Source organism: Candidatus Omnitrophota bacterium (assembly GCA_028699255.1).
Classification (GTDB): Bacteria; Omnitrophota; Gorgyraeia; order 2-01-FULL-45-10; family 2-01-FULL-45-10; genus FEN-1322.
Window position 1 is genome coordinate 1 of the sequence record JAQVUX010000011.1, and the last position, 21906, is coordinate 21906.

Sequence of the window (21906 nt, forward strand, 5' to 3'; positions counted from 1 at the left end):
GCGATATTGGAATTGAAGAATACCCTCCAGGGCTTCTTCACATTCATCCTCATAAAAGCCAAAGATATCGGCAAAGAGATAACCGCCTTCATGCTCCGCCTCACCGAAACCGGCAGATCGCTGTAAATATATCAGGAACCCGGGCTATTTTTGCTTGCGTTTTTTCGGCTCTGCGAAAAGAAGCATATTATAGATAACCTCGCAGGTTGCATGTTGCCTTTGTGCGTTAACCTGCGAGGTTGGTTAGTTGAACCGCGCCATTTAACCGCGTAGGTAGCGAGATAACCGCGGAGGTTATTTGAGTAAAATAACTGGCCAACCTACGCGGTTAGACATGAGACTCCGCGGTTAAGGGTAGCGAGATAATCGTAGCGAGATAACCGCGTAGGTTATTTGAGTAAAATAACTGGCCAACCTACGCGGTTAGACATGAGACTCCGCGGTTATCTACGCGCGAAGATAAAAAATTGACTTAAAGCTACCTGTCAGGTATACTTATAATGTAGCTACAAATAGAGCTACATTAGGGGGTGAAGAAAATGACACTTGCGACAGCATTATTAAGAGCTCCTAGAATAGGAGCCAGGGAGTTTCGGAACAAAGCGTGCTCGTTTATTAATATGGGCAAAGCCTATCTTATAACCGAACACGGGCATCCGGCCGGTGTGTTTCTACCGTATGGAGATGCGCTTGAGCTCGTTGACATTATAGATGAGCTTAATGACAAAAAGGCTCTTAAGATCATAGCAGAGGGTAGAAGGGCTATTCGCAAAGGCGTGCGCGGGGTACTACTTTCCGATTCGCTGAAAAAACGAGGGAAGCGTGTATAAAGTTAAGTTTCCGAACGTTTCTATCGAAAAGAAATTTTACAAAGAACTCGAAGCTATAGAGCCTAAGCATATACAAGATGAGATACTCGATGAAGCGTTAGCCCTAGCGAATGACCCGCGGCCAAAAGGCGAGCCGAAGATTAAGCCACCCATCGAGATATATAACTTTATAGCGCAATATAGGCTGACGATAGAAAATTACCGCGTTCTATACGATGTCGATGATCGTATAAAGACCGTGTGGATACTGGGCATCAGAAAAAGAAACGAGAGGACTTACAGGTAGTCTTTTCTTGACAGATAGGCAGGGTAACAATATGGGTTGTGAAAAATGTGAAAAAGCACAGTCAGGAGAGTGTGTCTACGCTTGTCAAGAAAGTGGAGCAGTCCCTGGCTTCATCACTTGCCAAGATGGCCACCTCAGCCTCTAAGGATAAGATGATATTCACGGCCTTAGGTTACGATAGGAAAGACGCGCCCGCGATATTGGAATTGAAGAATACCCTCCAGGGCTTCTTCACATTCATCCTCATAAAAGCCAAGGATATCGGCAAAGAGATAACCGCCTTCATGCTCCGCCTCACCGAAACCGGCAGATCGCTGTAACCCTCCCGCCTTGAAAAGGACACCGCCTTGAAAAGGACTTGTATAATACGGAAAATAAGGTATAATTGTAATAAATAGCTATTTAACATTTAGGAGCATATGCTACTAAAACTGAAACCGATATATGTTCAGCGGTCTCTTCTGGAAAAGGGAATGCGGCTCTTCTCGCCGTCTGATTTCCAGCGTGCCTTTGGTGTGTCTTTATCAGCGACTCAGTGGTTTATTAAAAGCCATAGCCATGACCTTTTTCTTAAAGTAAAAAACGGGCTTTATGCCCTGCGCGCAGATCCGCCGCAGGAAGAGGCTATCGCAAACCGGCTATATGCGCCAAGTTATATCTCTTTTGAATATGCCATGGCCAGATATGGCATTATACCTGAATCTGTCTATGCCGTAACATCCGCTACGACGCGTATTACCCGTGAGTTCATTGTCAATAACAAATCTTTCGCGTATTCCCGGATTAAGAAGCAAGCTTACCGCGGTTATAAGGTAGAGAAAATAGGGGATGTGACCGTCCTTATGGCTGAACCGGAAAAAGCCCTCGCGGATTATTTGTATTTTGTAGATCTTAAACGGAAAAGCTTGAACGAGCGTCTTAATGTCCGCAAGTTAAAGAAAAAGGTATTCATAGAATACGCCGGTCTTTTTGGCAGATCGAGTCTTGTAAAACTGGCCAAGGAAATTATATGATTGAAAAAAGACAGGTTCTGAAATTCGTTGAGCTCTGGCAGACGACTCTTGATAACGTTGTGCGGGAATATTTTCAACAGTTATTTCTATCCCGTCTATACGAGGAGAAAGGTTCCGACAGATTGCTTTTTAAGGGAGGTACGGCTTTACGTATTGTATGGCAAAGCCCGCGATTTTCCGAAGACCTTGATTTTACAGGCACAGGCATTACCGTAAAAGAGATTGAAGCCCTTATGGAAGGGGTTCTTGCCAAAATGGAAATGGAAGGTATTCAATCTGAAATAATTGAGTCGAAAAGCACCTCGGGCGGGTATCTCGCAATATTTGAATTTGTAACAAACGAGTATAAGAGCCGGATCCAGGTCGAAGTTTCTCTGCGAAGCGGCAAAAAAGGGTTGGGGGCGGCTACGCTAGTCCGGTCCGATTTGGTTATGCCATATACGCTTATCCATCTCAAAGAGGATATTCTTGTTAGTGAAAAGATTAATGCCTGCCTCACTCGAGGCAAGGCGCGTGATTTTTACGACCTTTATTTTATTCTCCGGAGCCGTATGGCTTTTAAGGAGGCGTTTATTCAGGATAAACAATTGAAGTCGAAAATCATCGAAGCCATCAAATCCAGACAGCTGAACTTCAGGAGCGAACTCAAGACATTTCTTCCTATAAGTCAGCATATGGTAATCAAAGGTTTCCCTAAGACGCTGTTGGCGGAAATCGAACGCAACCTGGCGGGATGATGGTACGGCACGATTCTTATGCGGACCAAATTAGAGCGTAAGTTAAGATAGGAGGGAAAAGTATCCGGAAAATATTAGACTTACTGTAACCCCTCCCGCCTGAAATTACCCGTAGAATTATCGCCGATTTTGGGGTATACTACCCTCATGGAAAACTTCTTCCAGATATTACTCCATTATACATATGAAGTGATCCCCGCGTTAGCAGTGGGATTTCTTATCAGCGGTTTTGTCCATGAGCTAATCCCGGAAGACAAGGTCCTGAAATATTTGGGCACCGGCGGGCTTAAGCCCATCCTCTATGCGACCATAATCGGCACTTTTTTACCGGTCTGTTGCTGGGGGTCGCTTCCGATAGCGGTAAGTTTTTATAAAAAAGGAGCTAAGCTGGGGCCGGTGCTCGCTTTTTTAGTCGCCACTCCCGCCACCTCTATCAGCGCGCTTCTTGTCGCCTACAGCGTCCTGGGCCTGGGATTTACCGTCTATATATTTTTCGCGGTTATAATAATGGGGGTATCTATAGGCCTCCTCGGGAACATTATAAAATACACCCCGAAGCCCATAGAAAAAATAGCGTGCCCGCATTGTGAGCTGGATCCGAAGCATGAACTGCTTCACAGGGAAAAGACGACAAAAGAAAAGTTGATTGACGCATTAAAATATGCTTTTATAGATCTACCGAAAGAGATAGGGCTTGAGCTTTTAATAGGCCTCATTCTGGCCGCGTTCGTCGCCACTTATATGCCCTTAGGCCATCTTATCAAGGCGTATCTAAGCGGCTGGTTTGGCTATGTGTTCAGTGTCGTCTTCGGGCTTCTCATGTACATCTGCTCGACGGCGAGTGTTCCATTGATCGATAGTTTGATGAAGCAGGGCATGAACGCGGGCTCTGCGATGACCTTGCTTTTGATGGGGCCCGTCGCAAGTTACGGCACGATCTTTGTATTGAGAAAAGAGTACGGCATGAAGGTACTGCTGGTTTTTCTCACCGGGCTTATAATTTCTTCGTTATTGCTGGGAATAGGTTTTCAGTTATTACGATATTAAAAAAGGGGCCATGCTGTGGCAAATGAAAAACTGCTGATAGTCGACGACGAAAAGGATTTTGTTGATATGGTTGCCGAACGTCTTTCGGCAAAAGGTTTCGAGATAGTCGAGGCGTTCGACGGCAAGGAAGGATTTGAAAAGGCGCATTCCGAGAAGCCGGATCTCATAGTGCTCGACGTAATGATGCCGGAGATGAGCGGATACGATGTGTGCAGGAAACTTAAAATAGAAGATGGTTATAAAAAGACGCCGATTATAATGCTTACCGCGAAGTTCCAGCCCAACGACCTGGAATTCGGTAAAGAGATGGGCGCGGACGCGTATCTGACCAAGCCTTTGGAATTAGACCAACTGCTTCTTACGATAAAAGCGCTTTTACGGATAAAGCGGATAAAAAAAGGAAGAGAGGCGAAGAATCCATGAAGACGACGAAGATATTTATAGCGGTTATCCTGGTATTGGCGGCTGTATCGGCGACATTCGTATTCAGCGCCATTGCCCGCGCGCAGGATCAGGGGGGCGATCAATCGGCTATTTTGAGTAAGCTCGACCAGGTGTTGACAAGCCAGAAGGATATAATGGACCAAATGGCCTCTATCAAAAACGAACTGGCCATAATAAAGATAAGGGTCACCCAACAGACATAAGTAGAAGAGGTGTATATGGCGGGTGAAAATATTTCGTACGTGGTGGCGTTCGCGGCAGGGTTTTTGACTTTTCTCTCACCGTGTTTATTGCCGATAATACCGCCCTTTATAGCCTACATAACAGGTGTATCGCTGGGTGACATGGCGCTTCCGGCGAAGGCGGCCGCGGCTAAGAGGAAGGCAATCGTCCATTCGCTTATATTCTGCGCCGGGTTTTCGATAGTATTTATATTGTTAGGCCTTACCGCGACATTCATCGGCCGCGCGCTTTTTCAATATCAAAAGGCCATACAGATAGGCGGCGGGATACTCGTAATATTATTCGGGCTGTACCTGACCGGCGTACTCAAATTCGCTTTTCTGGGTAAAGAGCTGAAGATGCGGGTGACCTCCGGCGCGTCGAGTTACCTGGGCTCGTTCCTCCTGGGCGTGACGTTCGCGGCCGCATGGACGCCGTGCGCCGGGCCGATACTCGGGTCTATATTAGTAATGGCCGGGACCAGGACGACTACCATCGAAGGCGCGAAGCTTCTTACCGCGTATTCGTTAGGGATCGCGTTGCCGTTTGTCATGACGGCCATCCTTATAAATACGTTCGTCGCGCATTTTAATAAAGTTAAAAAGTTCATGGGTGTGGTAAATATTGTAGGCGGGATATTCCTTATTATAGTAGGAGTTTTTCTCATAATGAAAGGAGCCGTATGAAAAAAATGATGTTCCAAAAATTATTGTATATTTTCGCGGCGATATTTTTATTAAGCGCCTGTTCTGCCGGGAATGCCGTAGAGATCGGGCAGGCGGCCCCTGATTTTACCTTAAACGATACGGATGGACGCCCGACGAGCCTTGCCGGATTCGGCGGCAAAGTTATAATACTGAATTTCTTCGCCAGCTGGTGCCCGCCATGCAGGAGTGAGATACCGGATTTTGTGGAACTGCAAAAAACATACGGCGATAAAGGGTTTACGTTTATAGGGGTAAGCCTTGTGGATCCGAAGACGTCGAAAGATTTTGCCGAAAAAATGGGCATAAACTATCCGGTCTTAGTCGATGATGGTAAGGTGAGCACTCTTTACGGCCCGGTCAGGTCGATACCGACGACGTATTTGATAGATAAGAATATGAAGATAGTGAAGATGTATATAGGCTCGAGAGACAGGGCGACGTTCGAGAAAGATATTAACGAACTGCTCTAAAAATAACCGAGCCAACCTGCGCGGTTGGCATGGAGGATGGTATGGATAAAACGAATATCGAAAAAGCGTTAGACAAGATTCGCGGCGTGTTACAGCAGGATGGCGGTGATATCGAGCTGGTCGGAATAGATAAAGGCGTGGTGCAGGTGCGGCTTAAGGGTGCTTGCGCGGGCTGTCCGATGAGCCAGATGACGCTCGCCAATTTCGTCGAGGCGGAACTTAAAAAAGCGGTGCCTGAGGTTAAGAAAGTGCAGGCTGTCTAAAATCCACCCCGGGGTGGAATATTATGATAATAACAAAGCAAAAAGAGTTTAAAGACATACTGGAATATCTATCGCCCGCGAAGTCGGTATTCATTATCGGTTGCGGCGAGTGCGCGACTACGTGCAAAACCGGCGGCGAAGAAGAGGTAAAACAGATAAAGCTCGCGTTAGAAAAAACCGGCAAGACCGTTACCGGGTACGCGGTGCCTTCCGCGCCGTGCATCGCGGCGAAGGTGAAGCTCGAGCTCGCGAAAAGCCGTAAAGTAATAGAGTCCTCCGACGCTGTGCTTGTCTTAGCCTGCGGGCTCGGCATACAGTCGGTGAAAGAAAATCTGCGCTTCGCCGGGCCGATTCACGTCGGGTGCGACACGTTGTTCATGGGGGCGGTAGATTCCGCCGGAGCGTTCCTCGAGAAATGCTCCGCGTGCGGAGATTGCATGCTCGAACTGACGGGGCTCATCTGCCCTGTTACGCGTTGTCCGAAGGCGCTTATGAATGGGCCGTGCGGCGGACAGGATAAAGGAAAGTGCGAGGTTAATAGGGATAAGGACTGCGCGTGGATATTGATATATAATGAATTGAAAAAACAGGGCAAGCTCGACCTTTTGCGCAAGATAAAACCGCCCAAGGACCATTTGAAAACAGCAAAGCCGAGAGTAGCGCACCTTTAAGGGTGCGCTACGAGTGTGGATGACTTCAGGAGAAGTGCATATGAAAAAAGTTTACATGGATAATAACGCGACCACGAGGGTGCGCGATGAGGTTATAGAGGCGATGTTGCCGTATTTCGGGAAAGTCTACGGCAACGCCTCGAGCATACACCAGTTCGGCAGGGGCGCCAGGACGGCCGTAGACGCGGCCAGGCAGAAGGTGGCCGCGCTCATAGGTGCCTCGAGCGGCGAGGAGATAATATTCACTTCGGGCGGGACGGAAGCGGACAACTTCGCGATAAAAGGCGTCACCTCCGCGCTCCGGGCGAAAGGTAATCACATCATCACCTCCACTATCGAGCATCACGCGGTGTTGAATGCATGCAAGTTTCTCGAAAAAGAAGGCTGTAAGGTAACGTACGTCGGGGTGGATGAATACGGTGTCGTAAAATTGGACGAACTTAAAAAAGCTATAACGGACAAGACGATACTTATAAGCATAATGCACGCCAATAACGAAGTGGGCACTATCGAGCCGATAGAAGAGATAGGCAAAATAGCCAAAGAGCGCGGTATATATTTTCATACCGATGCCGTCCAGGCCGTCGGGAAACTGCCGATAGACCTGACAAAACTGAACGTCGACCTTCTTTCGCTCTCCGGCCACAAGCTCTACGGCCCGAAGGGCGTCGGCGCGCTTTATATAAGGAAAGGCACTAAGATAACCCCGCAGATGCACGGCGGCCATCATGAAATGGGCAAGCGCGCTGGTACGGAAAATGTTCCCGGGCTGGTAGGTTTGGCCTGCGCGTGCGAACTTGCCGCAGGCGAGATCGCCTCCGAAGGTAAAAAGCTCACGGAACTCAGAGATTATTTTTATAAAGGCATAATTTCACGGATTACGGATGTGCGGCTGAACGGGCACCCGGAAAAGCGGCTGGCAAATACACTCAACGTCGGGTTCAAATACCTCGAGGGAGAATCGATAATACTGAATCTCGACATGGAAGGCGTCGGGGTCTCTACCGGCTCCGCCTGCACGTCGGGCTCTCTCGAACCGTCTCACGTCTTAACCGCGATGGGCATTGACCCGGCGGAGACTCAAGGGTCGGTGAGATTTTCACTCGGCAGGGACAATACGAAAGAAGACGTCGATTATGTTCTGGAGGTTTTGCCGCCTATAATAAAGCGGCTTCGCGCGATGTCGCCGTTGTATGAAGATAAGATGAGGAAAGGTTAAAACGTAAAGATATCAGGAGGATGTATGGACGGCCAATATTCAGATAAGGTGATGGAACATTTCAGGAATCCCCGCAACGTGGGCGAGATACCCGACGCTTCAGGCGTAGGTAACGTCGGGAATCCGGTATGCGTGCCGGATCACACGTTGATAAATTGTAACAGTTCTATCGACAACATAAAGAATATTAAGCTAGGCCGGCGCGTTTTAAGTCATGATGGAAAATATCATGATGTTTCCCGCATATTCAGAAGATTATACAGCAACTTTTTATTAAATTTACGTGTTCATAACCTCGGCTCCGTCTCATTAACTTCGGATCATCATATCCTAGCGATGAAGACGAGCCCTTTTAGTCACAAATTTTATGTTGCGAAGGGCCTATCGCCTGATTGGTACAGGGCTGATGAGCTCAAAAAAGGAGACCTCGTATTATACCCAATCCCGAAAGAGGAAATAGATTTAAAAAAGATCCGCTTTAGCGAAGCGAAGCCAAAATATGATTTTAAAAGTAAACCCTTACCTAACGAAATAACAATAGATAAGAATTTTCTCAAATTAGTCGGTTACTACTTGGCCGAAGGATATGTAAGGACCGATAAATGCAAAGGCACTGTGGGTTTTGTTTTCAACGCCAAAGAGGTCTATTTTGTGAATGATGTTATAAAGCTGATGAAAAGTTCTTTTGGGTTAAACATGTCAAATAAAAGGGTTGCCAGAAATGCGGCAGATATACACTTCTATTCAGCTAGAGTTGCAAGGTTCTTTGAGCGGAATTTTGGCAAAGGCGCGGCTAATAAGCGATTACCGCATGATTTTACACTGCTCCCGGTAGAAATGCAAAAGTCGATTATCTGCGGATTATGGCGCGGCGACGGATACATTAAGGATAATGTTGCTAAATATGTTACGATATCCGCGCAATTAGCATATCAGGTAAGGTTGCTTTTATTGAGACAGAAAATAGTATTCAGTTTTCTGAAGATAGAAGAACAGGGCATGCATAAAAAGAACTATTGCATTTACGTTAAAGAAGAAGGATCATTGGAAAAATTAGCAAAAATAGTCGGTGTTGCGATAAAGCGAAAACCAAAGTTAAAAAATATCCACAAATCATGGTTCGACGAAAATTACTTCTATACTCCAATAAGCCGGATTTCGCGAAATATTTATAAAGGGCTCATCTATAACTTGGAAGTTGAGGGTTCGCATTCCTACGTTTCGGAGGCGGCAACACTGCATAATTGCGGGGATATTATGAGGCTATACATAAAAGTTGACGAGAACGAGGTAATCACCGACGCGAAATTCAAGACTTTCGGATGCGGCGCGGCCATAGCCACCTCCAGCATGGTTACGGAACTTGTGAAGGGTAAGACCATACCCGAGGCGCTTAAAGTATCGAATCATGCCGTTGCGGAGGCTCTTGGCGGGTTGCCCAAGGTAAAGATGCATTGCTCGGTATTGGCTGAACAAGCTCTTCGCAGTGCCATCGACGATTATCTGGCCAAGAAGAAAGGGAAGTAAAATTTTTCGCTATAATAGCAAATGTGCTGTGCCTCTGTGGCTTGCTCCGGACGCTCGGCCGATTCCAGCGATCGGCCTCGCTCCATAAAATTTTTTATGCTCCGCCACTATATGTAAAATGAGAAGAGGCGGAGACCAAGCCATAAAAAATTGTAAGGCCGTCGCAAACCACATCGCCACATCACATTTCCGACGGAGTGGGAAAATTTTACTGTGTTAAGGCACGAATCCCTGCGGGTCTTCTGCCAACAGGAAAACGAAAAATTTTACCGTATCAAGCAGGGGCGGGATCACATAGATAACCTCGCAGGTTGGCCAGGTGTTAGCGTTCAGATAACCTGCGAGGTTGGACGGTTATCGAGAATAAATTAGCGGGATCACCTATGAGGTGAAACCGGTCTTAAGTAATTTCTCCTCGCAGGTGGGCAAAAGGGTAAATTTTAACACATGAAGCACAAGATACGAAGCCACATAAAAGAGAAGCTAAAGAACCACTCCGACCTTGAAAAAACCAAAAAGAGTGGTATAATAAGGGATAGGTTGTTTAATGAAGAGGTATTTAAAGAAGCCAGGGTTGTGATGTTTTATGTCTCGCTCAAGGACGAAGTCGACACATTGTCCATGATAGACGAGGCGATCGAGATAGGGAAGAGAGTGTGCGTCCCAGTGATATTTAAGGAAGAGAAACGGCTTATGGCCGGTGAAATCAAAGACAGGACGGCGGATTTGGAAAAGCAGCATTTTGGAATCTATCAGCCCAAAGCGGGCCATGTGAAAGAGGTTCCTTTAGAAGATATAGACTTGATCATAGTTCCCGGAATAGCCTTCGATAAAAATAACTTCAGGTTGGGCCGGGGCCACGGTTATTATGACAGGTTTTTATGCTCGCTGCCGGATAAAACCAAAACCGTAGGGCTTGCCTTCGATTTTCAGGTAGTAGATCACCTTCCTTGCGATTCACACGATATCCCCGTCTGGAAAACCATCACAAGCTAATCACAATCGGAATCAAAGAACATAGATTAATGGATAAAGTTAAGGTGTAAGTTTATTTTGCTTATTCCTGATCCATAGCCTTTGGCCTATGTTTTTTACAGGAGGACAACATGCAGCAACATCAGGACGTTACGCTTGTCTATATCGGCCTGGCGGCCATCGCCGCCGTGTCCTTTGTGGCGCTCGGATATTTATTGAGAAAGATCCATTCGAAGAATAAACTCAAGAATGCCGAAGATAGCGCCAGGAAGATGGTAGATACGGCAAAGACCGAAGCGGACAAGATCCGCCACACTGCGGAATTGCAGGCCAAGGATCAGCTATTAAAACTGAGATCGGAGTTTGAAAAAGAGACGAAGGACAGGCGCCAGGAGCTGGTGATCCTGGAGAAGCGGCTTCTGCAGAAAGAGGAGAACCTCGACAGGAAGCTCGATTCGATCGATCGCAAAGAGAAGGATGTCGAGAGGCGCAACTTCGCCATTGCTGAAAAAGAAAAAGGCGTAGCTTTAAAAGAGAAAGATCTCGAGAGGTTGTTCCGGGAAGAGCAGGAGAAACTCCAGAACATTTCCGGCATGACGCGCGACGAGGCCAAGAGATTGCTTTTAGCGAAGCTGGAGGACGAGGTTAAACAGGAAGCGGCGATTCTCATAAAACGCACCGAGGATGAGGCTAAGGAGAAGGCCGATAAGGAAGCGCGCAAGATCATAGGGCTCGCGATACAGAGATGCGCCGCCGATCATGCCGTCGAAACTACGGTAAGTGTAGTCAATCTGCCGTCCGACGAGATGAAGGGCAGGATCATAGGCCGCGAGGGCAGAAATATAAGGGCCCTCGAAATAGCCACCGGCATAGATGTTATCATAGATGACACTCCCGGCGCCGTAATACTTTCAGGGTTCGATCCTGTAAAAAGAGAGATAGCCAGGCTATCGCTCGAGCGCCTTCTGCACGACGGTAGGATACATCCCGGCAGGATAGAAGAAGTGGTCGAGAAGGTTAAAAAAGAGATGGAGAATACGATGCGCGAAGAGGGCGAGAAGGCCCTATTCGATACCGGGCTTCATGGCCTGCATCCGGAACTGATAAAGCTCCTCGGTAAATTAAAATACAGGACCAGCTACGGGCAGAATGTGCTCGAGCATTCGAAAGAAGTGGCGCATCTGATGGGGGTCATGGCGAGCGAACTCAAGCTCGACTTTAACCTCGCCAAACGCATAGGGCTTTTACACGATATAGGTAAGGCCGTAAGCCATGAGGTTGAGGGTACGCACTCGAAGCTCGGCGCTGACCTGGCGCGCAAGTACGGCGAGTCGGAAAATATCTGCCACGCGATTGAGGCGCACCACCAGGACATAGAGCCGAAGACGCTTCTGGCGGTATTGTGCCAGGCCGGAGACGCTATAAGCGCTTCCCGCCCGGGCGCAAGACGCGAGACGCTTGAGACATACGTCAAACGTCTGGAGAAACTGGAGTCGATTGCGGATTCGTTCAAAGGCGTCGAGAAGGCATACGCGATACAGGCAGGGCGCGAGATACGCGTTATCGTCCAGCCGGAGAAGATAAGCGATGCCCAGGCGGCCGTCATGGCGCGGGATATCACTAAAAAGATAGAAGAGGGGCTGGAGTATCCGGGCCAGATAAAGGTTACGGTTGTGCGCGAGACCAGAGCTGTGGAGTACGCGAAATAGGAGCGGGGAATGAATATACTGTTCATCGGTGACATCGTCGGAGAACCCGGCCGCAGGGCCATAGAAGGGCTCCTGCCCGGGATAAAAAAAGCCAACGACATCGAGTTTGCGATAGGCAATGCCGAGAATGTTGCCGGCGGAAGCGGGGTCACGCCTTCGCTCGCGGATGAACTCTTCGACCACGGTCTCGACGTCATTACTTCAGGCGATCATATATGGAAGCGTAAAGAGATAATCGACAGGATCGATGCCGACAGGCGGATACTGCGGCCCGCCAACTATCCTCCGGGCTCTCCGGGGGCGGGTTCGACGGTAGTCCGGTCCGAGTCGGGGATAGACGTAGGCGTGATAAATCTCGCAGGGCGCGTATTTATGTCTCCGCTTGAATGTCCCTTCAGAACGGCCACAGCCGAGATCGATAAGATAAAGAATAAAACGCGTATCATAATAGTCGATATGCACGCCGAGGCGACGAGCGAAAAGATAGCGCTTGGCTGGTATTTAGACGGCAAAGTAAGCGCCATAATAGGCACTCACACCCATGTGCAGACCGCCGATGAGAAGGTGCTACCCGGCGGCACCGCGTTTTTGTGCGACGCCGGGATGACCGGGCCGCTCGACGGAGTTATCGGGCGCAAGAAAGAGCAGATACTCGCCAGGTTTCTTACGCAGATGCCGATGAAATTCGAGATGGCTGAGGGCGACATACAGCTTCAGGGCGCCATCGTCGATATAGACGATAAGACGGGCCGTGCGAACTCGATCAAGCGCATCCAGAAAAAGCTGGCGTAAAATTTTTCGTATTCGGGAGGAAGACCCTTTCGGGATTCATACCTCGCGGGCCGCGAAATTTTAGCCATGTAAAATTTCGCTGCGAGAAAATTTCTCGCATCTGCTCGAAATTTTACGCCCCGCTCGGCACGAATCCCTGCGGGTCTTCTTCCAACAGAAAAACGAAGAATTTTGCGAGGAAGTAGAGGGTCGGGAAACATCAAAAAATTGTAAGGCCGTCGCAAACCACATCGCCACATCACATTTCTGGCGGATGCGAAAAATTTTGTGAGGAAGCAGAGGGGCGGAATCCCCTCCGGGGGGCGTGATCACCTGCATGGGTCTGAGGAGCTACAAGGGCGGAATAACCTCGCAGGTTGGTCAGTTGTTAGCGTTCAGATAACCTGCGAGGTTGGACGGTTATCGAGAATAAAGCAGTAATGCCGCCTTATTTCCACCCCGGGGTGGAAAAATAAGCTTTTAGGTGCCCTCATCTGTTAGCGCGAGTATTGGCACCTGTGGTGAGAAGAAAAGTTTTGGTATAAAGATAATAATAGTTGGAAGGCGAGGGGACCATGCTTACGCGGCGACGTAAAAATCGCGAGCGGGCATGGTTCCCGAGCCGTAGTTAGCAGGTATGCGAGGGAGAGCGGCGATTTTTCTCGAGCGACATTTTTCTCGCTGGGAAAAATGGAGCGTTCGACGCTAAGCATGGTCCCCTCGCCAATTAAGGGCGAAGAAACGACGCGATGAACAGCGAGAAAGAGAAACACATATACACGGTCAGCGAGCTGACGAAGTATGTCCGCGTCATCCTCGAGGATTCATTCCCCGCAGTTTGGATCGAGGGAGAGATATCGAACTTCGTCCTCCACTCCTCCGGACATATGTACTTCACCATGAAGGATTCAGGCGCTACGCTAAAATGCGCGATGTTCGCCCGCTTGAACGCGAAACTTAAATTCAAACCCAAAGACGGCATGAAAGTCATCTGTTTCGGGAAGCTGAGCGTCTACGAGGCGCGCGGCGATTATCAGCTTATCGTCGAGGAGATAGAGCCGAAAGGCATAGGCGCGCTACAGTTACAGTTCCAGCAGTTAAAAGAAAAATTGCAGAAAGAGGGGCTCTTCGACCAGGCGCATAAAGTGGCGATACCGTTCCTCCCGACGAGGATTGGGATAGTTACAAGTCCCACCGGCGCCGCTATCAGGGATTTTTTAAATATATCCCGCCGGAGATTTTCCAATGTCGAGATAATAATAAATCCGGTTAAGGTGCAGGGGGAGAGCGCGAAGAATGAGATAGCCGCCGCGATAACAGAATTCAATAAACTAAAGAATATCGACGTTATGATAGTTACGCGCGGAGGGGGATCGCTCGAAGATCTCTGGCCGTTCAATGAAGAGGTGGTAGCGCGGGCCATATACGCCTCCGGGATACCGGTTATAAGCGCGGTCGGCCATGAAGTCGATTACACCATATCCGATTTTGTGGCGGATTTCCGCGCTCCGACGCCTTCGGCGGCCGCGGAGCTGGTCATTCCCAGGAAGGAAGACCTCACCGCCCTTATCGACACCGCGACAACGCGGCTTAGGAATGCGCTCGACGGAAAACTTACCCGGCTATCCGAGCGGCTTGAAGCGTTAAAGGGAAGCTACATATTAAAGCAACCGCTCAATATTATCACGCAGTATGAGCAAACGATAGACGGTTTTCTCAAAGAGATATCTGTGAGCGTGGACCATTTTCTGAAGATGAAAGGTGAGAATCACAACCGTTTATCCGCGCAGATAGAGGCATTCAATCCGCTGGCTATTTTAAAACGCGGCTACAGCGTTACCGTGAAACTGCCGCAAGGCGGGATATTAAAAGACGCCGGGGCTCTCAAAGTCGGCGATATGATAGAGACGAAACTTGGTAAGGGTAAATTCAAAAGCAGGGTGGAAGAGATAGGGTAGATTTTTTTAAGAGGAGGCTTTATGGCTGAGATGAAGTTCGAAGAGGCGCTGAAGCGGCTCGAAAAGATCGTCGGAGAGCTGGAGGCGGGAAGCTTGTCGCTCGACGATTCGCTGGAACGGTACGAAGAGGGAATACGCCTGTCGAAGATGTGCTCGAAGAAGCTGGAGGCGGCCAGAAAGAAGGTCGAGATACTTTTAAAGTCGGAAGACGGTTCCGTCGAGCTTAAGCCATTCGATGAGCATATGGCCGAGGACGCGAAGCCGGAAGACGCGCCGAAGAAGAAAAGAGCGAAGACAGAAGAAGGGCTTTTTTGAAACAAATAAAGTTTATAGATAAATATTTGGACGCTTTCCTTCCCGGTGAAAAAGAAGAGCCGCGGATACTCCATAAGGCTATGCGTTACAGCGTATTCCCCGGCGGCAAAAGGATACGCCCTTTGATAACGATCGAGGCCGCGCGCGCCTGTGGGGGAAATCCGGCGCCTGCCGCGGCGGCCGCCTGCGCCGTAGAGTTTATCCACGCGTATTCCCTTATCCACGACGATCTTCCTTCGATGGACGACGACGATTACAGACGGGGCAAGCCGAGCTGTCACAGGAAGTTCGGCGAGGCGGTAGCGATACTCGCCGGGGACGCGCTCCTTACGCTCGCGTTTGGCACGCTCGCGCGCAATTACTCTCCCGCGCAGAGCGCCCTGATGGTAGAAGCGCTCTCGTCAGCCGCGGGTTCCTGCGGCATGGCCGGAGGTCAGGCGCTCGATATTACGAAGTGCCGCGATCTGGAGAAGGTAAATCGCCTTAAGACCGCCTGTCTTTTTGCGGCCGCCGCCCAGCTGGGCGCGATAGCCGCGCGCGCCGGCGCAAAAAAAGGGCTCGCCATGAAAAAATACGGCATGAATATCGGGATGGCATTTCAGGCGATGGACGATATCGCCGACGGAGAAGGCGCAACTTCGCAGAAGTCCGCGGCGGAATCGATTAGAAAGGCCAAGGCTGCATTAGAAATATTCGGCAAAAAGGCCGACGGCTTAATAAAGATAGCGGATTCGGTTATGGGATCAAAATGATGAATAGACTCATCGACTCTATAAAAGGCCCGGAAGATCTGCGGAAACTCTCTCTGGCAGAACTGCCGAAGGTTGCCGACGAGATACGGCAGGAGATGCTGAATACGGTTTCGCGCTCCGGCGGGCATATTGCCTCCAGTCTTGGCGCGGTCGAACTTGCCATAGCCATACATTACACTTTTAATACACCCAAAGACGCCGTTCTATGGGACGTCGGGCATCAGGCGTATCCGCACAAGATATTGACCGGACGATTAGATAAGTTTTCTACCCTGCGTCAGCTGGGCGGCTTAAGCGGTTTCCCTAATAAAGATGAAAGCCCGGAATACGACCTCTTCACGTGCGGCCACAGTTCGACATCGATATCCAACGCGCTCGGGCTCGCGGTCGCGCGGGACTTGAAAAAAGAAAAGAGCAAAGTTATCGCGGTCATAGGAGACGCCTCTTTAGCCGGAGGCATGTCGTTCGAGGCCTTAAACCATGCCGGCCATATGGATAAAGACATCATCGTTATTTTAAATGATAATGAGCGTTCCATATCGAAGAGCGTCGGGGCGTTGAGCAAATATTTGAACAAGATAATATCGGCGCCCACTTACAACAAAATACGGCAGGACGTCGAAAAATTGCTCAAGCGCATCCCGCGTTTTGGGTTCCGCGCGTATCGCGCGGCGAGAAAGCTGGAGGAGGGATTAAAGAATCTCCTGATACCGGGTATATTATTCGAAGAGCTGGGCTTCAGGTATTTCGGACCGATAGACGGCCACGACATCGATCTTCTCGTCGCAACATTTAAAAACCTCATGGAATTGCGCGAACCCATACTTATTCATGTCATAACCAAAAAAGGCAAAGGTTATAAATTCGCGGAGGGCGATCCTGTAGCGTTTCATGGAACGGGGCCGTTTGACATCGATACGGGCTTAAAGGCGCCCGCCGTCTCCGCGCAGACTTTTACGCAGGCTTTCGGCGAAAAGGTCGTAGAGCTCGCCAGGGCGGACTCCCGCATAGTCGGGGTAACCGCCGCGATGCTCGACGGGACAGGTTTCGGAGTTTTCGCGCGCCTATTCCCGGAGCGCTTCTTCGACGTCGGCATAGCGGAGGAGCACGCCATAGGTTTGAGCGCGGGGCTCGCCCGGGGAGGCTTAAAGCCCATCGTATCGATATACTCGACATTTCTACAGCGCGCGTACGACCAGATAATACACGATGTATGTCTGCAGAATCTGCCCGTGATACTCTGTCTTGACCGCGCAGGCTTGGCGGGCGAGGATGGGCCCACGCATCACGGCATATTCGATATCGCGTATCTTAGGAATTTGCCGAACCTCACGGTAATGGCGCCGTCATCTCCCGATGAGCTCAAAAGCATGCTGGAATTTGCCGTTACCCTCAAAGGGCCTGTGGCGATACGCTACCCAAAAGGTTCGTCGCGCGCGCCCGGGCGAAAACTTTCACCTATAAAGCTCGGCAAGCCGGAGGTTATTAAGAGCGGCCGCGATCTGGCCATAGTCGCATTAGGGAGTATGGTTGATACGGCTATAGAAGTCGCGTTATTATTAGAGAAACGCAATATTTCAGCCGCAATAATTAACGCGCGGTTTATCAAGCCGCTCGACGAAGAGACCCTCACGGGCCTTGCGGACGGCATAAAGAAGATCGTTACGCTGGAAGAGGGTGTGCTCGAGGGCGGTTTCGGTTCAAGCGTCCTCGAGTTTGTGGGAAAAACACCGTCCAAAAACGTAAAAATAAAGCGGATAGGCCTCCCGGATATATTTATAGAACATGGACGGAGAAATGAGCTATTTTTAAAGTATAACTTGACACCTGCGGCCATTTGCGATGTAATTATTAAAGAGGTAATATAATATGGCCAAGGTAAAGATAGATAAAGATAGGTGCAAAGGATGTTACCTTTGCGTGGTCAATTGCCCGAATGGTCTTATAAAGATTTCGGGTGAATTGAATATAAAAGGCGTGAAACCCGCCTATTTTTCGGGTAGCTCGAAGTGCACCGCCTGCGGGATGTGCGCTCTTGTGTGTCCGGATTGCGGTATAAAGATATTCAAATAAAAACCATGAAAAATAAAATATTGATGTGCGGGAACGAGGCTTGCGGAGAAGGGGCGATGCTCGCCGGATGCAGGTTTTACGCGGGCTATCCGATAACTCCGCAAAATGAGCTTACCGCTTACATGTCGAAACGCATGTATGAGACCGGCGGGGTCTTTATCCAGGCAGAGTCGGAGATAGCGGCTATTAACATGGTGTTCGGCGCCTCAGCCGCCGGAGTAAGGGCGATGACTTCGTCCTCAAGTCCCGGTATAAGCCTAAAACAGGAAGGTATATCGTACCTTGCGGGTTGTGAACTGCCGTGTGTTATCGTTAATATGCAACGCGGCGGGCCGGGCCTCGGCAATATAGCGCCGTCGCAGGGCGATTACTTCCAGGCGGTAAAAGGCGGCGGGCATGGCGATTATAAGACGATTGTCTTAGCCCCGGCATCGGCGCAGGAACTTATGGACTACACGCGGCTTGCTTTCAGCCTCGCCGATAAGTACAGGAACCCGGTGATGATATTAGGCGACGGCTTACTTGGTCAGATGATGGAGCCGGTTGTGATACGTCCGGAGGATGGGGCCACGCAGATGGTCGAGAAACCCTGGGCTCTCACTGGATGCAGGGGCAGGAAGCCCAACGTTATAAAATCTCTCGTATTAGCGGAAGGCGCGCTCGAGGCGCACAACATAAAATTGCAGGAAAAGTTTGCTTTAATTACCGCGACGGAAGTAAGGGTCGAGGCGGTGAACACTAAAGACAGCGATATCATCCTGATCGCCTATGGTTCGGTCGCGAGGATCGCCAAAGCGTCGATGGAGATGGCGCGCGCCAAGGGCTTAAAGGTCGGACTCATAAGGCCGATAAGTTTATGGCCGTTCCCGAGCAAGGTGATCGCCGAAGCGGCTGAGCTCACAAAGAAAATACTCGTCGTGGAGATGTCTTCGGGCCAGATGGTGGAGGATGTGCGGCTTGCGGTTGACGGCAGGGCGCGCGTAGATTTTTACGGCAGGATGGGCGGCGGCGTGCCGTCGGAAGAAGAGATATTACAGCGCGTAGAGGCGCTTTTATGAAAAAAAATATAAATAAGACAAAAAACTCGGAACATTTAAAGTCTCCGGCGATCAGCGCCATTCCGGTGTTTCCAAAACCTGAAAGCCTGCGCGATGCCGAGAACCATTATTGCGCCGGATGCGGCCACGGCATAATACACCGTCTCATATGCGAAGTTATCGACGAATTGAAGATTCGGGAAAGTATTATAGCCATCGCGCCCGTAGGATGCGCGGTCATAGCGTATGATTACTGGGATTTCGATGTCACGGAGGCCGCGCACGGCAGGACGCCGGCAGTGGCCACCGGCATAAAAAGAGTGCGGCCCGGTAATATAGTCTTTACCTACCAGGGCGACGGCGACTTAGCCGCCATAGGCACGGCGGAGATAATTCATACGGCGAACCGCGGCGAAAACATTACCGTTATATTCGTGAACAACGGTGTTTACGGGATGACCGGCGGGCAAATGGCCCCGACGACATTGGCGGGCCAGAAGACGAGCACCACGACGCACGGCAGGAGCCTGCGGCGGGAAGGTTACCCGATAAAAATACTGGAGATGCTGGCGGTATTGCCGGGCGCCAAATACCTCGAGCGTGTATCGGTGCATTCGGCGCACGAGGTTTTGCGGGCCAAGCGCGCAATAAGAAAAGCGTTTCAGATGCAGATAGATAATAAGGGATTTTCCATGGTCGAGGTACTCTCGATGTGTCCGACGTACTGGGGTATGCCGCCCGTACAGGCGGCCGACAGGATAAAGAACGAAGTGTCCACATTCTATCCGCTCGGCGTGATAAAGAGCTGTTAAATATGGTTAAAAATAAAAAATACTTAACCGAAGAAATATTATGCGCCGGTTTCGGCGGCCAGGGAATCATGTTCATGGGGAAACTCCTTGCGCTGACCGGCCTTATTGGCGACAGGCACGTGACATGGATGCCGTCGTATGGCGCCGAGGTAAGAGGCGGCACAGCCTATTCGATGGTGAAAATATCCGACGCCGAGATAGCGAACCCGATAGTGACCCGGCCGGATATTTTGATAGTGATGAATAGACCGTCACTTGTTAAATACGAACCCCAGCTTAAAGAAGGCGGGATATTGATAGCCAATAAAACCCTCATAGGCGATGTCCGGAAAAGGAAGGGCATTACGATCGTAAATATACCGCTTACGGAGGCCGCCACGAAGCTCGGCGAGGCAAGGAGCGCGAATATGATTGCCGTCGGCGTTTTGGCAAAGCGGTCGAAGGCTATATCCGTGCGGAACGCGATAAGCGCGTTGAGGATATCGTTTAAGAATAACGAAGAGCTGTTTTTAAAGAACAAAAACGCGTTAGAAAAAGGATACAAATGGTGAACTTAACCACGGGGATCAACTAAATGGTCAGGGTAAGATTCGCGCCGAGCCCCACGGGGTATCTGCATATAGGTAGCGCAAGGACGGCGCTTTTTAATTGGCTTTACGCACGCCGCCATAGCGGCCAATTCATACTCAGGATCGAGGATACCGACAAGGAGCGCTCAAAGAGCGAATTTCTCGACGAGATACTGGGTTCGCTCAAATGGCTTTTCATGGATTGGGACGAGGAGCTCACGTTTCAGTCGAAGCGTTTCGATATTTATAAAAGGTATGCCGACGAATTGGTTAAGCAGAACTTAGCGTATATGGAAGGCCCGGCGATAATATTCAAGGTCGAAAAGGACAGGAAGATATCTTTCGATGATATGATACACGGCGTTATCGAGGTCTCGACGAACGAGATAAAAGACCAGGTACTGATAAAATCCGACGGCACGCCCACTTATAATTTTGCCTGTGTTATCGACGACGCCATGATGAAGATAACGCATATCATACGCGGCGACGATCATATCTCGAATACGCCGAAGCAGGTTATGCTGTACGAGGCGATGTGTCTTCCGCTACCTAAGTTCGCGCATATACCTTTGATACTTTCAAAAGGCGGCGGGCGCATGTCGAAACGGCACGGCGCTACTTCCATATTTGAATACCGGAAGATGGGATTTTTACCGGAGGCGCTCGTCAATTATCTGGCGCTCATGGGTTGGGCGCCGGGCAATGACAGAGAGATATTGCCCATCGAAGAGATGATAAAATTATTCGATGTCAAAGATGTCAATAAGACCGGCGCGACATTCGACATGGATAAACTGACATGGATAAACAGCCAGTACATAAAAGACATGGACATGCAGAAGCTTTTGCCGAAAACGATCGAGTATCTCAAAGACAATAACGTAATAGACGATAAATTTAACGAGACCGAATGGGAAAAAATAGTCAGGGCATATAAGGAGAGAGTCCGGACACTAAATGACCTGATCAGCGTCTATAAGATATTTTTCTGCGATTCTTTGGAATATGATGAAAAGGCGGTCGAAAAATATTTGAAAAAACCGGGCGCTAAGGATATAATCGCGAAATGCATTGGCGCGATCAAACCTCTTGCCGTTTATGACAAAGCATCGATAGAAGAGGCCTATCGCAAGCTTGCCGAAGATGCGAAGATAAAGACGGCCGAGTTTATACATCCTACACGTGTCGCGATAAGCGGCAAAACGGTTGGGGCAGGCCTTTTTGATATGATGGAGATATTGGGACGCGAAAAGGTGCTGGCGCGGCTCGGTAAATTTTGTTAAAAATAGTCGGTTTTTAATCACATTGCCCGGTGGTGCCCCGCCATTTAGCTCACTCGGGGCGGGGTCCCGCCAGAGTTAGATTATGGGCGGGATAATGGTTTTGATCTACAGTCGTTGCCCGGTGGTGTAATGGTAGCACGGATGGCTCTGGACCATCTAGTCTAGGTTCGAATCCTAGCTGGGCAACCAATTAAGATATAAAAAAGTTATATT

At 49.4% G+C, this 21906-nt stretch carries 25 protein-coding genes, 1 tRNA gene and 3 pseudogenes; all 29 read left to right on the plus strand.

Annotated elements, in window-relative coordinates; translation table 11 throughout:
• The first annotated feature begins 539 nt into the window (after positions 1 to 539).
• The 29 genes and pseudogenes from PHS46_07665 (at position 540) to PHS46_07805 (ending at position 21882) form a co-directional block, all read left to right on the plus strand.
• Positions 540 to 830, plus strand: a complete 291-nt coding sequence (locus PHS46_07665; protein ID MDD3906381.1) for a hypothetical protein — start codon at positions 540 to 542, stop codon at positions 828 to 830.
• Positions 823 to 1116, plus strand: a complete 294-nt coding sequence (locus PHS46_07670) for a type II toxin-antitoxin system RelE/ParE family toxin (GenBank protein ID MDD3906382.1) — start codon at positions 823 to 825, stop codon at positions 1114 to 1116. The genes PHS46_07665 and PHS46_07670 overlap by 8 nt, the downstream gene beginning before the upstream one ends.
• A 38-nt stretch (positions 1117 to 1154) precedes the next feature.
• On the plus strand, positions 1155 to 1436 hold the full coding sequence (locus tag PHS46_07675) for a hypothetical protein (protein MDD3906383.1): 282 nt from the start codon (positions 1155 to 1157) through the stop codon (positions 1434 to 1436).
• Between the two features lie 99 nt (positions 1437 to 1535).
• Complete coding sequence (locus tag PHS46_07680) at positions 1536 to 2129, plus strand: hypothetical protein (protein MDD3906384.1); 594 nt, start codon at positions 1536 to 1538, stop codon at positions 2127 to 2129.
• Positions 2126 to 2866 (plus strand): nucleotidyl transferase AbiEii/AbiGii toxin family protein, encoded by a 741-nt coding sequence (locus PHS46_07685; protein ID MDD3906385.1) that lies wholly within the window; start codon positions 2126 to 2128, stop codon positions 2864 to 2866. Before PHS46_07680 ends, PHS46_07685 begins: the two co-directional genes overlap by 4 nt.
• A gap of 147 nt (positions 2867 to 3013) precedes the next feature.
• On the plus strand, positions 3014 to 3913 hold the full coding sequence (locus tag PHS46_07690; GenBank protein ID MDD3906386.1) for a permease: 900 nt from the start codon (positions 3014 to 3016) through the stop codon (positions 3911 to 3913).
• A 15-nt stretch (positions 3914 to 3928) separates the two neighbouring features.
• A complete protein-coding gene (locus tag PHS46_07695) occupies positions 3929 to 4336 on the plus strand; it encodes a response regulator (protein ID MDD3906387.1) in 408 nt (135 codons plus the stop codon).
• Entirely contained in the window at positions 4333 to 4560 is a 228-nt protein-coding gene (locus PHS46_07700) for a hypothetical protein (protein ID MDD3906388.1), read from the plus strand. The genes PHS46_07695 and PHS46_07700 overlap by 4 nt, the downstream gene beginning before the upstream one ends.
• A 15-nt stretch (positions 4561 to 4575) precedes the next feature.
• Positions 4576 to 5265 carry a cytochrome c biogenesis protein CcdA gene (locus PHS46_07705; GenBank protein MDD3906389.1) on the plus strand — a complete coding sequence of 230 codons (690 nt, stop codon included), beginning with the start codon at positions 4576 to 4578 and terminating at the stop codon, positions 5263 to 5265.
• A complete protein-coding gene (locus PHS46_07710) occupies positions 5262 to 5756 on the plus strand; it encodes a TlpA disulfide reductase family protein (protein ID MDD3906390.1) in 495 nt (164 codons plus the stop codon). The genes PHS46_07705 and PHS46_07710 overlap by 4 nt, the downstream gene beginning before the upstream one ends.
• A 41-nt stretch (positions 5757 to 5797) precedes the next feature.
• Positions 5798 to 6019: a NifU family protein gene (locus tag PHS46_07715; protein ID MDD3906391.1), complete on the plus strand. Its 222-nt coding sequence runs from the start codon at positions 5798 to 5800 to the stop codon at positions 6017 to 6019.
• Positions 6020 to 6042: 23 nt separating this feature from the next.
• Positions 6043 to 6690 carry a methylenetetrahydrofolate reductase C-terminal domain-containing protein gene (locus PHS46_07720; protein MDD3906392.1) on the plus strand — a complete coding sequence of 216 codons (648 nt, stop codon included), beginning with the start codon at positions 6043 to 6045 and terminating at the stop codon, positions 6688 to 6690.
• A 40-nt stretch (positions 6691 to 6730) separates the two neighbouring features.
• On the plus strand, positions 6731 to 7909 hold the full coding sequence (gene nifS, locus PHS46_07725; GenBank protein MDD3906393.1) for a cysteine desulfurase NifS: 1179 nt from the start codon (positions 6731 to 6733) through the stop codon (positions 7907 to 7909).
• Positions 7910 to 7933: 24 nt separating this feature from the next.
• Positions 7934 to 8041, plus strand: a pseudogene (locus tag PHS46_07730) (iron-sulfur cluster assembly scaffold protein).
• 705 nt (positions 8042 to 8746) lie between these two features.
• Positions 8747 to 9151 (plus strand): annotated as a pseudogene (locus tag PHS46_07735) (LAGLIDADG family homing endonuclease).
• Between the two features lie 3 nt (positions 9152 to 9154).
• Positions 9155 to 9436, plus strand: a pseudogene (locus tag PHS46_07740) (iron-sulfur cluster assembly scaffold protein).
• 447 nt (positions 9437 to 9883) lie between these two features.
• The gene (locus PHS46_07745) at positions 9884 to 10432 is read left to right on the plus strand and encodes a 5-formyltetrahydrofolate cyclo-ligase (GenBank protein MDD3906394.1); all 549 of its coding nucleotides are present in this window, start codon (positions 9884 to 9886) and stop codon (positions 10430 to 10432) included.
• Positions 10433 to 10542: 110 nt separating this feature from the next.
• Positions 10543 to 12120 (plus strand): ribonuclease Y, encoded by a 1578-nt coding sequence (rny, locus tag PHS46_07750; GenBank protein MDD3906395.1) that lies wholly within the window; start codon positions 10543 to 10545, stop codon positions 12118 to 12120.
• Positions 12121 to 12129: 9 nt separating this feature from the next.
• Positions 12130 to 12912, plus strand: a complete 783-nt coding sequence (locus tag PHS46_07755; protein MDD3906396.1) for a TIGR00282 family metallophosphoesterase — start codon at positions 12130 to 12132, stop codon at positions 12910 to 12912.
• Positions 12913 to 13640: 728 nt separating this feature from the next.
• Positions 13641 to 14849, plus strand: a complete 1209-nt coding sequence (gene xseA, locus PHS46_07760; protein MDD3906397.1) for an exodeoxyribonuclease VII large subunit — start codon at positions 13641 to 13643, stop codon at positions 14847 to 14849.
• Between the two features lie 21 nt (positions 14850 to 14870).
• Positions 14871 to 15164 carry an exodeoxyribonuclease VII small subunit gene (gene xseB, locus PHS46_07765; protein MDD3906398.1) on the plus strand — a complete coding sequence of 98 codons (294 nt, stop codon included), beginning with the start codon at positions 14871 to 14873 and terminating at the stop codon, positions 15162 to 15164.
• The gene (locus PHS46_07770) at positions 15161 to 15916 is read left to right on the plus strand and encodes a polyprenyl synthetase family protein (protein ID MDD3906399.1); all 756 of its coding nucleotides are present in this window, start codon (positions 15161 to 15163) and stop codon (positions 15914 to 15916) included. Before xseB ends, PHS46_07770 begins: the two co-directional genes overlap by 4 nt.
• On the plus strand, positions 15913 to 17784 hold the full coding sequence (dxs, locus tag PHS46_07775) for a 1-deoxy-D-xylulose-5-phosphate synthase (GenBank protein ID MDD3906400.1): 1872 nt from the start codon (positions 15913 to 15915) through the stop codon (positions 17782 to 17784). The genes PHS46_07770 and dxs overlap by 4 nt, the downstream gene beginning before the upstream one ends.
• A 1-nt stretch (position 17785) precedes the next feature.
• A complete protein-coding gene (locus tag PHS46_07780; GenBank protein ID MDD3906401.1) occupies positions 17786 to 17989 on the plus strand; it encodes a 4Fe-4S binding protein in 204 nt (67 codons plus the stop codon).
• Between the two features lie 5 nt (positions 17990 to 17994).
• A complete protein-coding gene (locus PHS46_07785; protein ID MDD3906402.1) occupies positions 17995 to 19047 on the plus strand; it encodes a 3-methyl-2-oxobutanoate dehydrogenase subunit VorB in 1053 nt (350 codons plus the stop codon).
• Positions 19044 to 19838 carry a thiamine pyrophosphate-dependent enzyme gene (locus PHS46_07790; protein MDD3906403.1) on the plus strand — a complete coding sequence of 265 codons (795 nt, stop codon included), beginning with the start codon at positions 19044 to 19046 and terminating at the stop codon, positions 19836 to 19838. Before PHS46_07785 ends, PHS46_07790 begins: the two co-directional genes overlap by 4 nt.
• Positions 19839 to 19840: 2 nt before the next feature.
• Positions 19841 to 20389 carry a 2-oxoacid:acceptor oxidoreductase family protein gene (locus PHS46_07795; GenBank protein MDD3906404.1) on the plus strand — a complete coding sequence of 183 codons (549 nt, stop codon included), beginning with the start codon at positions 19841 to 19843 and terminating at the stop codon, positions 20387 to 20389.
• 23 nt (positions 20390 to 20412) lie between these two features.
• Positions 20413 to 21693: a glutamate--tRNA ligase gene (gltX, locus tag PHS46_07800; GenBank protein MDD3906405.1), complete on the plus strand. Its 1281-nt coding sequence runs from the start codon at positions 20413 to 20415 to the stop codon at positions 21691 to 21693.
• A 115-nt stretch (positions 21694 to 21808) separates the two neighbouring features.
• A tRNA-Gln gene (locus tag PHS46_07805) sits at positions 21809 to 21882 on the plus strand.
• Positions 21883 to 21906: the final 24 nt, after the last annotated feature.

Excerpts from the sequence above, each read along its gene's own strand:
- PHS46_07795 (MDD3906404.1), top strand. The coding sequence starts at position 19,841 with ATGGTTAAAAATAAAAAATACTTAACCGAAGAAATATTATGCGCCGGT.
- PHS46_07720 (MDD3906392.1), top strand. The coding sequence starts at position 6,043 with ATGATAATAACAAAGCAAAAAGAGTTTAAAGACATACTGGAATATCTA.
- rny (MDD3906395.1), top strand. The coding sequence starts at position 10,543 with ATGCAGCAACATCAGGACGTTACGCTTGTCTATATCGGCCTGGCGGCC.
- PHS46_07705 (MDD3906389.1), top strand. The coding sequence starts at position 4,576 with ATGGCGGGTGAAAATATTTCGTACGTGGTGGCGTTCGCGGCAGGGTTT.
- PHS46_07785 (MDD3906402.1), top strand. The coding sequence starts at position 17,995 with ATGAAAAATAAAATATTGATGTGCGGGAACGAGGCTTGCGGAGAAGGG.
- PHS46_07680 (MDD3906384.1), top strand. The coding sequence starts at position 1,536 with ATGCTACTAAAACTGAAACCGATATATGTTCAGCGGTCTCTTCTGGAA.
- PHS46_07685 (MDD3906385.1), top strand. The coding sequence starts at position 2,126 with ATGATTGAAAAAAGACAGGTTCTGAAATTCGTTGAGCTCTGGCAGACG.
- PHS46_07700 (MDD3906388.1), top strand. The coding sequence starts at position 4,333 with ATGAAGACGACGAAGATATTTATAGCGGTTATCCTGGTATTGGCGGCT.
- PHS46_07665 (MDD3906381.1), top strand. The coding sequence starts at position 540 with ATGACACTTGCGACAGCATTATTAAGAGCTCCTAGAATAGGAGCCAGG.
- xseA (MDD3906397.1), top strand. The coding sequence starts at position 13,641 with ATGAACAGCGAGAAAGAGAAACACATATACACGGTCAGCGAGCTGACG.
- PHS46_07745 (MDD3906394.1), top strand. The coding sequence starts at position 9,884 with ATGAAGCACAAGATACGAAGCCACATAAAAGAGAAGCTAAAGAACCAC.
- PHS46_07790 (MDD3906403.1), top strand. The coding sequence starts at position 19,044 with ATGAAAAAAAATATAAATAAGACAAAAAACTCGGAACATTTAAAGTCT.
- gltX (MDD3906405.1), top strand. The coding sequence starts at position 20,413 with ATGGTCAGGGTAAGATTCGCGCCGAGCCCCACGGGGTATCTGCATATA.
- PHS46_07710 (MDD3906390.1), top strand. The coding sequence starts at position 5,262 with ATGAAAAAAATGATGTTCCAAAAATTATTGTATATTTTCGCGGCGATA.
- xseB (MDD3906398.1), top strand. The coding sequence starts at position 14,871 with ATGGCTGAGATGAAGTTCGAAGAGGCGCTGAAGCGGCTCGAAAAGATC.
- PHS46_07780 (MDD3906401.1), top strand. The coding sequence starts at position 17,786 with ATGGCCAAGGTAAAGATAGATAAAGATAGGTGCAAAGGATGTTACCTT.
- nifS (MDD3906393.1), top strand. The coding sequence starts at position 6,731 with ATGAAAAAAGTTTACATGGATAATAACGCGACCACGAGGGTGCGCGAT.
- PHS46_07715 (MDD3906391.1), top strand. The coding sequence starts at position 5,798 with ATGGATAAAACGAATATCGAAAAAGCGTTAGACAAGATTCGCGGCGTG.
- PHS46_07755 (MDD3906396.1), top strand. The coding sequence starts at position 12,130 with ATGAATATACTGTTCATCGGTGACATCGTCGGAGAACCCGGCCGCAGG.
- dxs (MDD3906400.1), top strand. The coding sequence starts at position 15,913 with ATGATGAATAGACTCATCGACTCTATAAAAGGCCCGGAAGATCTGCGG.
- PHS46_07690 (MDD3906386.1), top strand. The coding sequence starts at position 3,014 with ATGGAAAACTTCTTCCAGATATTACTCCATTATACATATGAAGTGATC.